The sequence below is a fragment of the Vibrio sp. CJQ_6 genome (genome assembly GCF_043106745.1).
Taxonomy (GTDB): domain Bacteria; phylum Pseudomonadota; class Gammaproteobacteria; order Enterobacterales; family Vibrionaceae; genus Vibrio; species Vibrio furnissii.
Genome location: NZ_JBICMV010000021.1, coordinates 116262 through 129227, shown reverse-complemented (window position 1 = coordinate 129227; position 12966 = coordinate 116262). Strand labels below are relative to the sequence as shown.

The 12966-nt window shown below is 53.6% G+C and carries 13 protein-coding genes and 1 pseudogene; 5 read left to right on the top strand and 9 right to left on the bottom strand.

The window, feature by feature from the left end; genetic code table 11:
- Nucleotides 1-20: 20 nt before the first annotated feature.
- The 7 genes from ACF8PK_RS11415 to yegD all read right to left on the bottom strand — a co-directional run bounded on the left by ACF8PK_RS11415 (nucleotide 21) and on the right by yegD (nucleotide 8202).
- Nucleotides 21-557 carry a 4Fe-4S dicluster domain-containing protein gene (locus tag ACF8PK_RS11415; RefSeq protein WP_392441364.1) on the bottom strand — a complete coding sequence of 179 codons (537 nt, stop codon included), beginning with the start codon at nucleotides 555-557 and terminating at the stop codon, nucleotides 21-23.
- Nucleotides 514-1125, bottom strand: coding sequence for a molecular chaperone TorD family protein (locus ACF8PK_RS11410; RefSeq protein WP_392441363.1), 612 nt, complete (start codon nucleotides 1123-1125; stop codon nucleotides 514-516). Before ACF8PK_RS11410 ends, ACF8PK_RS11415 begins: the two co-directional genes overlap by 44 nt.
- 61 nt (nucleotides 1126-1186) lie before the next feature.
- On the bottom strand, nucleotides 1187-2038 hold the full coding sequence (locus tag ACF8PK_RS11405) for a DmsC/YnfH family molybdoenzyme membrane anchor subunit (protein WP_004727471.1): 852 nt from the start codon (nucleotides 2036-2038) through the stop codon (nucleotides 1187-1189).
- Complete coding sequence (locus ACF8PK_RS11400; RefSeq protein ID WP_004727470.1) at nucleotides 2038-2667, bottom strand: DMSO/selenate family reductase complex B subunit; 630 nt, start codon at nucleotides 2665-2667, stop codon at nucleotides 2038-2040. Before ACF8PK_RS11400 ends, ACF8PK_RS11405 begins: the two co-directional genes overlap by 1 nt.
- Entirely contained in the window at nucleotides 2664-5114 is a 2451-nt protein-coding gene (locus ACF8PK_RS11395; RefSeq protein WP_014257805.1) for a DmsA/YnfE/YnfF family dimethyl sulfoxide reductase, read from the bottom strand. Before ACF8PK_RS11395 ends, ACF8PK_RS11400 begins: the two co-directional genes overlap by 4 nt.
- Nucleotides 5115-5723: 609 nt before the next feature.
- Nucleotides 5724-6740: a lipoate--protein ligase gene (locus tag ACF8PK_RS11390; RefSeq protein ID WP_158141641.1), complete on the bottom strand. Its 1017-nt coding sequence runs from the start codon at nucleotides 6738-6740 to the stop codon at nucleotides 5724-5726.
- A 109-nt stretch (nucleotides 6741-6849) separates the two neighbouring features.
- On the bottom strand, nucleotides 6850-8202 hold the full coding sequence (gene yegD / locus ACF8PK_RS11385) for a molecular chaperone (RefSeq protein ID WP_014257807.1): 1353 nt from the start codon (nucleotides 8200-8202) through the stop codon (nucleotides 6850-6852).
- Nucleotides 8203-8409: 207 nt separating this feature from the next.
- Here yegD and ACF8PK_RS11380 point away from each other — a divergent pair, with 207 nt between their 5' ends.
- The 4 genes from ACF8PK_RS11380 (at nucleotide 8410) to ACF8PK_RS11365 (ending at nucleotide 11178) form a co-directional block, all read left to right on the top strand.
- Nucleotides 8410-8889, top strand: coding sequence for a pyridoxamine 5'-phosphate oxidase family protein (locus ACF8PK_RS11380; protein ID WP_158108236.1), 480 nt, complete (start codon nucleotides 8410-8412; stop codon nucleotides 8887-8889).
- Nucleotides 8890-8907: 18 nt separating this feature from the next.
- Entirely contained in the window at nucleotides 8908-9684 is a 777-nt protein-coding gene (locus tag ACF8PK_RS11375) for a GNAT family N-acetyltransferase (RefSeq protein WP_158108237.1), read from the top strand.
- A 1-nt stretch (nucleotide 9685) separates the two neighbouring features.
- Nucleotides 9686-10489 (top strand): phosphotransferase, encoded by an 804-nt coding sequence (locus ACF8PK_RS11370; RefSeq protein ID WP_154179490.1) that lies wholly within the window; start codon nucleotides 9686-9688, stop codon nucleotides 10487-10489.
- Nucleotides 10490-10560: 71 nt separating this feature from the next.
- Complete coding sequence (locus ACF8PK_RS11365; RefSeq protein WP_041943260.1) at nucleotides 10561-11178, top strand: PolC-type DNA polymerase III; 618 nt, start codon at nucleotides 10561-10563, stop codon at nucleotides 11176-11178.
- A gap of 190 nt (nucleotides 11179-11368) precedes the next feature.
- Here ACF8PK_RS11365 and ACF8PK_RS11360 read toward each other — a convergent pair whose 3' ends face one another.
- A complete protein-coding gene (locus tag ACF8PK_RS11360; RefSeq protein WP_154179489.1) occupies nucleotides 11369-12013 on the bottom strand; it encodes a CatB-related O-acetyltransferase in 645 nt (214 codons plus the stop codon).
- An 82-nt stretch (nucleotides 12014-12095) separates the two neighbouring features.
- On the opposite strand from ACF8PK_RS11360, the pseudogene ACF8PK_RS11355 reads away from it, so the two are divergent.
- Nucleotides 12096-12152, top strand: a pseudogene (locus ACF8PK_RS11355) (GlyGly-CTERM sorting domain-containing protein); the annotation flags it as partial.
- 105 nt (nucleotides 12153-12257) lie between these two features.
- Here ACF8PK_RS11355 and ACF8PK_RS11350 read toward each other — a convergent pair.
- Entirely contained in the window at nucleotides 12258-12848 is a 591-nt protein-coding gene (locus ACF8PK_RS11350; protein ID WP_014257812.1) for a TetR/AcrR family transcriptional regulator, read from the bottom strand.
- Nucleotides 12849-12966: the final 118 nt, after the last annotated feature.

Here is a 12966-nt window from a genome sequence, read left to right as displayed (position 1 = left end):
CGCGCGCCGTAAAGCGCGATCTACTGCTCAGCCAGACGCAACTGAATCACGTTGGTGAAACAGCTGGCCGCGCATTCTCCGCAGCCGACACACGCGGTGGCATCGATACGCGGTTTCGCGCCCTCTTGCCACATCAGCGCCTGATGCGTGCAGCGGTCGGTGCAGTTATCGCAGTAGCCATTGAGGTTGTCGCAACTGTCGGTGGCATACGCCACCAACCCCGTTGTCGAGGGGGGATTGGAGAGCGCGATCGTCGGGCACGCGTGCTGACAACGGCCGCAGAAATCACACGCGGCATAGCTTAAATCTAGCGCCGCCACGCCGCGGTCTAAAACAATCACACCTTGCGGGCAAGCCACTTCGCACGCGCCGCATCCATCGCACAGGCGCACAAACAGGTCGTCGTCCACCGCAAAGGGCGGACGCGCGGCCTGACGGCTCACCGCACGGGGTGGCGTCTGGGCGAAGGTCGATAAGGTCAGAAAACGTCGTTTTCCGAGATCGACCTCCGGCTCACAGGATGGCGTTGAAGTAGTTTCTTTTTTGGATCGGAACAATCGCATCGCGTTCACACACCGAATGAAGAAGTTCTTGAGTTTGTTCGGCCAACAGCGCGTACGCTGGTGATTCCACCGCGCGTTTAAACTCCGCCATGTAGTAACCAAACCAAGGCATTAAATGCTCGCCCAACAGGGCTTTGAACTGCGCGTGCTGGTCATTTTCCAGCAGTATCGCCGCGACCATCAGCATCAATCCGATTTGGTCTTCCGGCTCATTTTGCTGCGAGGACAACGCCACGCCGCACTCACGCAGAAATTGACGATACATCACTGTCGATTCACCAAACAACACCGCTTCTTTGTCGAGGTACACCGACCCCCACGGTGGCGCAGGCATGTCGCCCAACCCCGCAAACAGGCGATCGTGTTCAGCTTGTAACAGGTCCACTTCCGAGTAGCCAAAGGCATCCATCACGGTTTTTAACGCGGCAAACGGTACGTCCTGTTCCGCCAATATCACATCGAGATTCGCGTTCTGATATTGGTTGGGTGCGTAGTAAAACAACGCACCAAAGAGCTTCAACACTGTCCCTAGGTCAACGGCTTCGAGTTGGGTATATGACATAAATCACTCTAATGATGTAAGTAAAACATGGGCAAACCACGTGGTTTGCCCAGCGACTCCGTTAGTACAAACCGGAGGTAAAATGCATGCCGTAGAACACATTACGACCAAAGATTTCTGCCGCAAACAGGGCGACAAAACCGATGATCAGCACCCAGCGTTTTGCGTTCGCGGGGAGCGCGCTCAGCTCAGCCAGCAGCCAAATCACCGCGGCAATCACGGTCAAGGTTAATTGCGCGCTCAGTGACCCAGACAGCGCCGTGATGTGCGCCACGCCACTGTTGATCGCGGTGCTCAAACCGGCAAAGTACAGCACTTGCATTGCGGTGACGGCCAAGTGGCACAGAATCAGGCTGACGCCCAATGCCATCAGTGTGCGGCTCACGCAGCGGCTTTCCACACCCGCCACGTTGACGATCACGGCGGCAAACATCACACCCAGCGTCACCACGGTGAACCAGAACGTCCACACGGTCAGCGGTGTGTGCCATGCAGGTACGGTGTCAATGTGGTACACGTTCGCCATCGCAAACATAAACACCACACCCAGCACGATGGAGATCACGTTGAGCGCTTTGCGCACGCCCGCACCCGCCACATTGAGCACGGTCAGCAGCCAGTACAACCCAGCAAAGGTCAGAAAGGACGCGCCGGTCAGAATCTCATTAGAGAGTGCTGCCGAACCCACTTTGTTGAACGCGTTAAACGCTCTGAGCGGGCTGCCCATGTGAGTGGTCGAGAACAAAAAGCCCAGCCCCATCACCACCAAAATCGCAAAACGGCCCCAGTTCAAACGCGCCACCGTTTGTGCGTTGGGTTTAGCGAGCAACTGCGCCCCATTGACCGTCAAGTGCGCGCCCACAGCGGTTTGCGCCAACACGGTAAAGGCGACTAATGGAATTTCATAAAACATCATTTCACCTCTCTTGGATTTTGCAAAAATCCGCTACGGTCATTGCTTGGGCGAGCGTTTGGATTCAGTTTGACGATCAGGTTTGGACTGGTCAGGCGTGAATCAGGCAGCGGCGCCACATCAGCATTGCTGCCATATTTCGCACGCAACTCATCAATCGGGCCAAACTCCAGTGCACGCAGTGGGCAACTGTCGACACACACGGGCATCAAGCCTTGCGCCACGCGTTCGAAACAGCCATCACATTTGGTCATGTGGCCTTTCTCTTCGCTGTATTGCGGTGCGCCGTAAGGACATGCCATGTGACAGCTTTTACAACCGATGCACACGCTTTCATCCACCACCACCAAGCCATCTTCATCGCGTTTATGCATCGCGCCAGACGGACACACTTTCACGCACGCTGGGTTGGAACAGTGGTTGCACGAGATAGACAAGTAGTAAGCAAACACGTTTTGACGGAACGCGCCATTTTCAGCCGTCCAGTTACCACCGACGTATTCGTACACACGGCGGAAGTTGCGATCAATGCCGAGGTCTTTGTTGTCTTTGCAAGAGAGCTGACACGTTTTACAACCGGTGCATTTGCTGGAATCAATGTAAAAGCCATATTGCTTTGCGGTGCTCATGACTGTGCTCCCATTTTCTTAATCAGGGTGATTTCTACCAGGTTGGTGTGGCTTGGGTTCGACTTCGCCAAAGGGCTTGGACGTTGCGTGGTCAGCACGTTGATTGAGCCTGCTTGGTCGACGCCTTGACGGTTCGGCGCATACCACGCCCCTTCACCCAGCGCGGTCACTCCCGGCATGATGCGTGGTGTCACTTTGGCGCGAATGTGCACTTCACCGTGTTTGCTGCGAATGCTGACTAAGTCGCCGTTGGCGATGTCGCGCAGTTCAGCGTCCATGGGGTTGATCCACACTTCTTGGGGCGCAGCCGCTTTGAGCACATCCACGTTGCCGTAGGTCGAGTGGGCGCGCGCTTTGTAGTGGAAACCAGTCAATTGCAGTGGGTATTCCGCACGTTCTGGTGAATCCCAACCGTTGAAAGTCGACACGTATTCTGGCAGCGGAGTGATTTTTTCGTCTTCATCCAACTCCCAAGTCGCGGCAATGTTGGCCAGCGTTTCGGAGTAGATCTCAATCTTGCCGGATGGGGTTGGCAGCGGGTTCGCAATCGGATCGTGACGGAACGATTCAAACGCCACATACGGACGATCAAATTGTTTCTTGTAGATCCCTTGCTCGCGCATCGCGTCATACGATGGCAGATCGGGATCGTTGTTTTGTTGCACGGTTTGCGCATACATCCAACGCAACCACTCTTCTTGCGTGCGACCTTCGGTGAAGGCATCGTACACGCCCATCTCTTTCGCCACGCCCGACAACATCTCGTAAATCGGTTTGCATTCGAAACGCGGTTCAATCGCCTGACTGGCGAAGATGAAGTACGGCATCGACGCCGCCGCGCCATCCATACAGAAATCTGACTGTTCCGACGTGGTGCAGTCTGGCAGCACGATATCGGCATATTTGGCAGATGACGTCATGTGGTTGTCGATCACCACAATCATTTCACACGCCTGTTCATCTTGAAGGATTTGGTGTGTGCGGTTGATGTCTGAGTGCTGGTTAATCAAGCAGTTACCGGCGTAGTTCCAGATAAACTTGATGTTATTTTTCAGCTGTTTCACCCCTTTGATGCCGTCGGTCAGATCGGTCATGTCGGTGCCGCGGAAAATCGCATCCGTCCACAAGAACATCGGGATTGACGCTTCAATCGGGTTGGCCACTTTCGGGAAACGCACGAATGGGTAGGAATGGTCGCCTTCACGCGCACCGGTACCGCCGCCTTGTAGGCCCACTTGGCCGCGCAGCAGCGACAACATCATGATCGCTTTACACGCTTGCTCGCCGTTGGCTGAACGTTGCAACCCCCAACCTTGCGAGATGTAGATGCGTTTGGCTTCGCCGATTTCGCGTGCCAATTTGATGATGATGTCGGCAGGAATCCCGGTGATAGGCTGCGCCCATGCTGGGGTTTTCGCCAAGCCGTCTGGGCCGGTGCCCAGAATGTAATCTTTGTAGCTGGCGTTTTTCGGTGCAGATGCTGGCAGCGTGGCGCGGTCGTAACCCACGCAGTAGCGATCCAAGAACGCTTGGTCGACTTTGTCTTCGGTGATCAACACGTGTGCGATCGCCGCCACCAAGGCCGCATCGGTTCCGTGTTTGATAGGCACCCACTGATCTTCACGGCCTGCTGCGGTGTCGGTGTAGCGCGGATCGATACAGATGGTGCGAGTTTTGTTGATGTTTTTCGCATCAACGTAGTTATGCACTTGGCCGCCGCCCGACATGCGCGTTTCGGCTGGGTTGTTACCAAACAGCAGGCACAGGTCGGCATTTTGAATGTCATCGACTGAGTTGGTGGTGATCCAGGTGCCGTAGAAGTATTCCGACATGCACTCGATGTTTGCCGCCGAGTAGTCACCGTAGTGGTTGAGGTAACCGCCACACAGGTTCATCAAACGCGCGACCAACGTGCTGCTTGGATCCCAGCTCTTGGTCACGGTGCCGCCCAGAGTGCCGGTGCCGTAGTTGAGGTAAATGGCGTCGTTGCCGTAGTTTTGAATGATGCGTTTAAGGTTATCGCCAATGGTGCGGTACGCTTCGTCCCAGCTGATGCGCTTGAACTTGCCTTCGCCACGTTTGCCCACACGTTTTAGTGGGTATTTCAGGCGGTCTGGGTTGTAAACACGGCGGCGCATGGAGCGGCCACGCAGACACGCGCGCACTTGATGGTGATGGTTAAACACATCATCGCCCGTGTTGTCGGTTTCTACCCACTTGATTTCGCCGTCCACCACATGCATGCGCAGCGGGCAACGTGAACCACAGTTCACCGTACAGGCTGACCAGACGATTTTTTCATCCGCTGCAGCGGGCGTTTCTTTGGCCACAGCTTGGGTTGAGAACGGTAGTGAAATGGTGCCGCCGACTAACGCCAGTGCCCCGAGCGCAGAGCCGCCTTTTAAGGCGTCACGGCGGGTCATATTAAATTTACCATTTTGACTCATGGCTAACTATTCCTAATAACCGTTGAATGGGATTGTTAGCGCCAAGCCTTAATGTGTTCTGAATAAATCGACGCGAGAAAACCGGTTTATTCGTACCGATCTAATGATAAAGAAAAGAGATAACTGACCACTCTCACCGGCAAGATCAACACGGAAGATCACCGCAGAATCCGATGGTGAGACAGAGATTTCGAATCAATCCCAAAGACGAGATAAGAGAGCAACGTTAAGACCGCACTATGTGTACCAAGGCATTGTGCGGAATTTGGTGGATGGATGATTTGACGGCCATCAATTCTTATTTTCTTATTTATTGATTGGTACATTAAATAAACAGCATTAATTCATTCAATAAATATAAGTAAACAGATAAATATTTATGTGTGGAATATGCGAGATTTCAAATAATAACGATTGCTATTTAAATAACGAGAGAGACGTCGCAAAAAAATAAATTTCACAACGCGTAAAGCAGTATATTGACGCTGATTTACCTTGATCATGCTTTCGAAAATTGCGTATGCGTTTGGCGTTGAGACACGCGTTTGACATCAGCACAGGGCGCCCACCGCCCACGGTGTTTCGCGCCCAGAATGGATATCGGCAGTTTTAATCGAGCTGAGTCAGCAACCAGGTTTTCACATCTTGCAGTGGGTCGGTGTACTGCGGCATCGTGGCGATTAACTGGTCGATGCACGCTGCCACACTCTCTTTTTGATAGCCTTGGCCTTTGAGTGCCATCGCCAATTGTTCCATCGGGTACGGGTCGAGCATGTCGCTGAAAATGGTCGCTTGCACAATCGCGCCGCGTTCCACGTCCAGATACACATCCACCCCGCCCCAACCAAACCGTTCATCCATATTGTGGGTGAACGGTGGCGTTTGGCCAAAGTTCCAGTCCCAGCTGCTTTGCAGCGCAAATTTCTGCTCAAAGCCCGGTAAATCTAAAAACGACTGCGGCGAGATAAACTCCGGCGCCACCGCTTGCTGGTAGTGCTCGCAATAGGCCTGCATGATCACCTCACATACCGCTTGGTGTTCAATGTCGGCTTTCACCGTGTTGAGGTTGATCACCCGCGATTTGACCGAAGTGATGCCTTTGGCTTGCAGCTTTTTGATGTCTGGATTGAGGTAATCCGCCAGACGACTCAGATCAGCGCTCAGCAGCAACGTGCCGTGGTGAAAACCGCGATCCAGCGTTTCACGATACGCAGAGCCGGAGAACTTGCGAATGCCATGCTCATCTTCCAGCACCAAGTCATTGCGACCATTGGCCACGCCGTTGATGCCGAGCTTTCTGAGCCCCGCCAGCACAATGTTGGTCGAAACTTCTTTGTCGTATTCCGGTTTCCCCGCCATAAAGGTGAAGTTGGTATTCCCCAAATCGTGGAACACCGCACCACCACCGGTTTGACGACGAGCCAGTTTGACGTGATCTTGTTCCATGCGCTCGGTTTTACACTCGCGCCACGGGTTTTGCGCACGACCAATCACCACCGTGTCGGCATTACGCCACAAAAACAGCACACGTTGGTCCGCAGGCATGGCACGGAAAATGGTGTCTTCCACCGCAAGGTTAAACCACGGGTCGGTAGAATCGGAGATCAGAATGCGGGTCTTTGTCATTGTCGTTTTCGCACCAAACAGAAGGGAAGATGCCGCTATGTTACGAGATTCTGCTGCCAATCACGAGCGAAAGCGGCATAAAAAAGCCTTCCGAAGAAGGCTTTCAACATCAGCGAAAACAGACCTGCGCCCAGCGCGCAAGGCCGGCGGTCACCGAGCCAAAGTAGTTGCCACTCACTACCGGCACATTGGGCAGCGCCTGCTCCACCCCGGCACGTAAAATCGGTGAACGTGCGCTACCGCCAGTCATGAAGATCACATCCGGTGTCACACCACCCAGCGTCACCGCTTCTGTCACCAATTCAATCATTTTGGTTTTGGGCGCATCAATTGCTTCAATCATCGCTTCGCGTTGAATATCGACCTCCAGCAGCTCTGACAGCACCTTCACTTGCGCCGTCACCTGCGCCGATTCCGACAGCGCAATCTTCGCTTCTTCAGCTTTCTTCACCAAGCTGTAGCCAAGCGTGTCGTGGTACACCGCCAGCAAACGTGCCAGTTTCTCTGGCTCACGCGCTTCTTTGTGCAAACGCTTCAGATCCGCGAGGTTTTCACGGGCGAAGAATTTGGCTTGCGCGCTCACATCATTAATCGCTATCGGGTTCCAGAACTGCGTGATCGGCATTTCCAGCCCGCTTTGAGTCTGGCTGCCAAAACCAAACGGCGTCATCAGTTGTTTAAACGCGAGATGAATATCAAGATCGTTCCCGCCCACACGCTGACCGCTGTGCGCAATCAGGCTTTGAGTGCGATCCGCTTTGCCGCGCCACGATGGCCCCATCTGAATCAACGAGCAGTCGGTGGTCCCGCCGCCAATATCGACCACCAGCACGGTTTTGTCTTCATTTAAGGTCGCTTCATATTCCAGACCAGCCGCCACCGGCTCAAACTGAAACTCCAGATGACGAAAACCGGCACGTGTCGCCGCGCGGCGCAAAATGGCTTCCGCCTGTTGGTTGGAATCTTCCCCGCCACGGCCATGGAAGTTGACCGGACGCCCAATCACCGCATCATCAATCACTGCATTGGCACGCGTTTCGGCCTGCGTTTTGATGTTGGCCATCATCGCGCACACCAGATCTTCAAAAAAACGCAGTTGAATGTCGTGCAGCCCCATCGCGCCCAAAAACGACTTGGGCGATTTGACGTAATACACTTCGTGCGGGTCCGACAAATAGAGATCAAGCGCCGCCTGACCAAACACCACATCATCAAATTGCAGGTCGATGTCTTCATCGCGGTTGGCTGCGACCGAACGGCGCAGCAGTTGCTCACCCAACGCATCCGCAGGCGAGATGTGGCGATGGCGGAACAGATGCTCCGACACCGAATCACGAGTCGGTGCCGCCAGTGTCGACGGAATATAAAGACTGTCGCGCTCAAGCGGGATCAGCACCGGATGCTCATCCTGCATGCTGGCGACCGAACAGTTGGCCGTGCCGTAGTCAAACCCTATGTACATCTGCTTACTCCCACGCTTGTGCAAAAAAGGTCGGCGATACTACCGCAAGCCTTGCCTGATCTCTAGCGGAAATTGTTATTTTTTATGCAGTTTGATAGCGCTTTCGCGCATTTTCTGTTCAACATTGATTCTGTGTGAACAAGTTGTAAAGATAAGCAACCCGTCGGATAACGACTGCCCGACGCCGTTCCCAAATTCAGGAAGAAAATGATGAAGATGGACCTCAACACCTATTGCGAAAGCAGCGTGCTGTGCTGGTTGGCTACCGTCAGCCACACCCTCGTTCCCAATGTGTCGCCCAAAGAGATATTCACCTTGTGGGATGACGAACGCCTGTTGATCGCCAATATCGCCTCGCCAGTCAGCGAGCAAAATATTCTTGCCAACCCGAACGTGTGCGTTTCGATGATTGATGTGTTTGAGCAGCGCGGCTACAAGCTGAGCGGCAAAGCGCGCATTGTGCGCCCCGACGATCTCGAATGGCACGACTACATTGACGCGCTGCGCAAACTGGCTGACGAACGTTTCCCGATCAAAAACATTTTTGAGGTGCAGATTCAATCCAGCACCACCATCATCGCGCCGAGTTATTTCCTGTTCAGCGACACCACAGTCGAAGAGCAAGTGCAAAGCGCGCTGAGCACTTATCAGGTTGAGCGCCCTCGCGCGTTCAACGCCGCCGAATAACGCCCCCCAAGTAAGCCCATGACTCATACATCGCCCACGCATATCCGCGCTTTTGCGCGCTACTTTCAGTTTAATAACCTGCGCACGCTATCGACCGATGCGCCCAGTGAGCTGCGCGTGCTCAACGCCGGGGTATATCAAGCCTACATCGACCCGACGCGCCGCTACGACAACCAATTGTTGATTCAGGCCGAATCCAGTGCCAGCCAGTTAACCACAGCGCTCGCGCTGTATGCCAACACGCCTGCACCAGAGATCAGTGTCGCACCCGCTGCCGACAGCGCCACCCTGCGCAACTGGATGAGCGAACACGGATTCCAGCGCGAATTTAACCATCAGTTTTTGCAACTGCGCAGCCGCGATTACACAGCCAGCAACGCCCATTCTCGGGTGCGTGTGGAGCGCTGGACCTCAGCCCGTGCCGATGACTTTCTGGCGCTACTGAAAACCTCCGGCCTGCAATGCAGTGATGCCATCTGGCAAGCCAAACGCCACCTGTATTGCACCGACGCGTTTCGCTGCTTTGTCGCCTATCACGGCGACACGCCCTGCGCATGGGCAACCACCTATCTCGATGAAGACGTCGCCACACTCGCCAATGCGTTCACGCAGGAAGCGGCGCGCGGCAACGGCTGCCAAACCGCGCTGCTGCACGCACGCATTCGCGATGCGATTGAGCACGGCGCTACGCTGCTGTTCACCGATGTGATGCCAGAGAGCACCAGCGCACGCAACTGCCTGTCGGTCGGCTTTGAGCCAGTGGTGACCCGTCAGGTGTGGTGTCAAAGCGAATAACATGGCGCCGCCAAAGAACACATTTCGCGGAGCGGAGATGGCACAAATGGGCGCTTCCAGCGTGCAGCGCTCACGCTGGAACGGCTTGGATGCCATTGTTAAAACTTCGCCCAGTGCGGTTGAGCTGGCGTTTTATCAGCACACTGCGCCGCTGCTGCGCGCGGCAGGTATTCATATTCCTGAGCTATTCAGCGTTGAGGACGATCGGCTCGTTATTGAACGAATTCCGCATCCTGTGACACTGGACGACTTCCACAGCTGCGACACCGGCCTTGCGCAAATCGCCAAACTGCATTGCGCCGATATCCCTCCCTCACCCCCACTCAAACGCCATGGCTGGTCTCAGGAACAGACCGATCAAACTCTGGCGCTACTGTCATTGTCAGAGCGCTGCTCTGAACTGCTGCGCCAGTGTCAGGCATGCAGCCATACGTTGTTTCATACCGAGCAAATCATTTCCGGCGATACCAACAGTGGTAATTGGGGCAAACGCATCAATGGCGACTGGGTGCTGTTTGACTGGGAACGTTTCGGCCATGGCCACATCGCGATCGACCTCGCCCCGCTGATTCCCGGCATGGGTGAGATATCGGCCTACTCCGCGCTTGCGCAGCGCTACACCCGTTTTAATCCAAATATGGACGCCGCCGTACTGGCACACCACATTTTTCTGAGTAAAGCATGGCTGATCACCGAAGTCGTGACGCTGCTACACCAGCGCCGTAACCCCATGCTGAAAAAATACATCGCTTGGTACAACGACACGCTGCCTGCATGGTTTGATCACATCGCAGAACATCGATAACGCCAGCCGCTGCTTACCTTCTTGGCGTCAATCGGGGTATACTCGCGCTTTGCGTTTTTCAGGGCTTTGTTATGCACCACCCCGCTCACTCCGTTATTGTTCTCGACTTTGAAACCACTGGGCTTTCTCCCAACATGGGCGATCGCGCGATTGAAATCGGTGCGGTGAAACTCGTCGATGGTCAGGTCGCAGGTACGTTTCAACAGTTGATGAATCCGGGCTTTCGCGTCAGCGGGTTTATTGAAGGCTATACTGGCATCACCAACACCATGCTGCGCACTGCGCCTCGTTGTGAAGAGGTGATGGCTGAGTTCGCTCACTTCATCGGTGACACGCCGCTGGTTGCGCACAACGCGTCGTTCGATAAACGTTTTTTGGATGCTGAATTCGACCGCATCGGCGTGCGCTATCCCGGTCAGTTTGCCTGCTCGATGTTGATTGCCCGCCGCCTGATTCAAAACGCGCCGACCCACAAACTAGGCGATTTGGTGCGCTTCAAGCAGATTGAAAACGACGGCACCTTTCACCGCGCGTTAGCCGACTCACAAATGACCGCCAGCTTGTGGATGTTGATGGTCAACGACCTGCGCGAACGCGGTGTTCGCGACCCGAGTTTTGCGTTGATGCAGAAGATCAGTAAAACCAATAAAGGGGCATTGCGGGGCGTGTTGGCGGAGTATATGGGGTGAGGGTTTGGTGAGTGTGAGAGATTTGATGCGCACCAGATACTCTTTGCTGGCACAAAGAGTATCCAGAAAGTGCTTTTGATTCAGTACTCGCTAACCAAGACCGCGTTTGGATGATCGTTGCAGCGAATCCACAGATTGGCTCTCTCGGCATCCAAAAACCGGAATCGTCTAGCTAACGCGAACGACCACGTTATGGATTGAGGTTCCCCGCATCGTAGGCGGCCAACGCCACTTTGAGCGCGTCCATATCAGCACTGCATAAGTGACGTTTGAGCGCGTCGAACTTTTCCGAGGGCCACTCGTAGATATTGAGTGACAACAGCTCAGCAATCACCGTTGGCTCAAACCGATATTTCACGTGTTTCGCCGGCGATCCCGCCACGATGCTGTAAGGTTCAACGTTTTTAGTCACCACGCTGTTGGCCGCGATCACCGCGCCTTCGCCGATGGTGACGCCCGGCATGATCATCGCGCGCATGCCAATCCATGCGCCATCACCAATCTGAGTATCGCCTTTGCCCACGTAGGCTTCTTCGATGAAATCCATAAATGGATACAGGCAGAACCAATCCGCCCGATGGGTATGGTTTCCGCCCATCAGAATGACGGCTTCTGCGCCGATGCAGACGTAATCCCCGATGAATAAGCGGTCGATGTCCCACTTCGGTTCCCACGCGCGGCTCACTTCGTCGCCGTGCAGGTAGCGCACCACCGACGCTTCAAAGCCTTTATCCCAGCAATCGCTGTAATAGCTGTGCTGCCCTTTCACCACAATATTCGGGTTGGTGACCACCTCGTGCAATAACTGCACTTTCGACCAATGTTTATTTTCCATTGTTCACCTCTAAATTCGCGTTTAAATCATTGAAAATTTTGATTGTTTGGCGAGTTTAGTCAGTGGATGCGAGGCTGTTTAAGGCGGGGGATCAGTTTCATGGTGGTTTCTCTATCTTGTATATTTCATAACGAGATAACAACGTGCTAAACGCTTAAGGTGACGGCTTGCTCTGTCGTCACCGCATTCAATGCGCCAATGTCGCTCTTCTCTCGTACAGCCGTGCTTTTAACTTTAGTAAGACTCACCACCTTTCTAAAAATTGCTCACAAGCGTCGAGTAGCTGTTCCCGAGACATCCCATCTCTCGACTGGATGGAAAGGCCATTAATAAAAGTATCAATCATCAATATAAAACTATCTGCATCCAGATCCTGTTGCCACTCCCCTTGCTCAATGCCACGGTACACACACTTTTTCAGGGCGCTACGAATATCATTCCGTACGGAAAGTGCCATCTGCTCAATTTCTTTATTATCATCGCAACAATTCAGACCAGAAAGCACCGCCATACAGCCTGTCGGTGTCATCGGTGACGTTTGCATGTTAATGGTTTTTACCAACATATTCTTAATTGCTGTTTTCGCCGGAACGTCTTCATGATTGAGTTCAGAAAGTGTCTCACCACAAGTCTGCGTGTAGAGTTCCAAGCACTCTTGGTACAGTGCTCTTTTAGAACCGAAGGCAGCATAAAAACTAGCAGCAGAAAGATGACCCAACGCAGTGCGAAGTTCCGATAGTGACGTTCCTTCAAACCCTTTTTTCCAGAACAAATCCATTGCTTTTTTAACCGCTTCATCGCGGTTAAATTCTCTGGGACGCCCTGTTCGAGCCATATCAATACCTCACAAAATAAAGGGAATACATTCATTGCCAGTGAATGAACTGGATATTTTAACTGATTGAAAAGCAGCAAGCCCGAAACATATACCATGTTTTCGGGCCTGATTCTTA

What these genes read in the sequence shown, in the direction of transcription:
- ACF8PK_RS11395 (WP_014257805.1), bottom strand. Translation starts at nt 5,114, where the DNA reads ATGAGTCAAAATGGTAAATTTAATATGACCCGCCGTGACGCCTTAAAA.
- ACF8PK_RS11410 (WP_392441363.1), bottom strand. Translation starts at nt 1,125, where the DNA reads ATGTCATATACCCAACTCGAAGCCGTTGACCTAGGGACAGTGTTGAAG.
- ACF8PK_RS11370 (WP_154179490.1), top strand. Translation starts at nt 9,686, where the DNA reads ATGGCGCCGCCAAAGAACACATTTCGCGGAGCGGAGATGGCACAAATG.
- ACF8PK_RS11350 (WP_014257812.1), bottom strand. Translation starts at nt 12,848, where the DNA reads ATGGCTCGAACAGGGCGTCCCAGAGAATTTAACCGCGATGAAGCGGTT.
- ACF8PK_RS11365 (WP_041943260.1), top strand. Translation starts at nt 10,561, where the DNA reads ATGCACCACCCCGCTCACTCCGTTATTGTTCTCGACTTTGAAACCACT.
- ACF8PK_RS11390 (WP_158141641.1), bottom strand. Translation starts at nt 6,740, where the DNA reads ATGACAAAGACCCGCATTCTGATCTCCGATTCTACCGACCCGTGGTTT.
- ACF8PK_RS11405 (WP_004727471.1), bottom strand. Translation starts at nt 2,038, where the DNA reads ATGTTTTATGAAATTCCATTAGTCGCCTTTACCGTGTTGGCGCAAACC.
- ACF8PK_RS11375 (WP_158108237.1), top strand. Translation starts at nt 8,908, where the DNA reads ATGACTCATACATCGCCCACGCATATCCGCGCTTTTGCGCGCTACTTT.
- yegD (WP_014257807.1), bottom strand. Translation starts at nt 8,202, where the DNA reads ATGTACATAGGGTTTGACTACGGCACGGCCAACTGTTCGGTCGCCAGC.
- ACF8PK_RS11400 (WP_004727470.1), bottom strand. Translation starts at nt 2,667, where the DNA reads ATGAGCACCGCAAAGCAATATGGCTTTTACATTGATTCCAGCAAATGC.
- ACF8PK_RS11360 (WP_154179489.1), bottom strand. Translation starts at nt 12,013, where the DNA reads ATGGAAAATAAACATTGGTCGAAAGTGCAGTTATTGCACGAGGTGGTC.
- ACF8PK_RS11380 (WP_158108236.1), top strand. Translation starts at nt 8,410, where the DNA reads ATGATGAAGATGGACCTCAACACCTATTGCGAAAGCAGCGTGCTGTGC.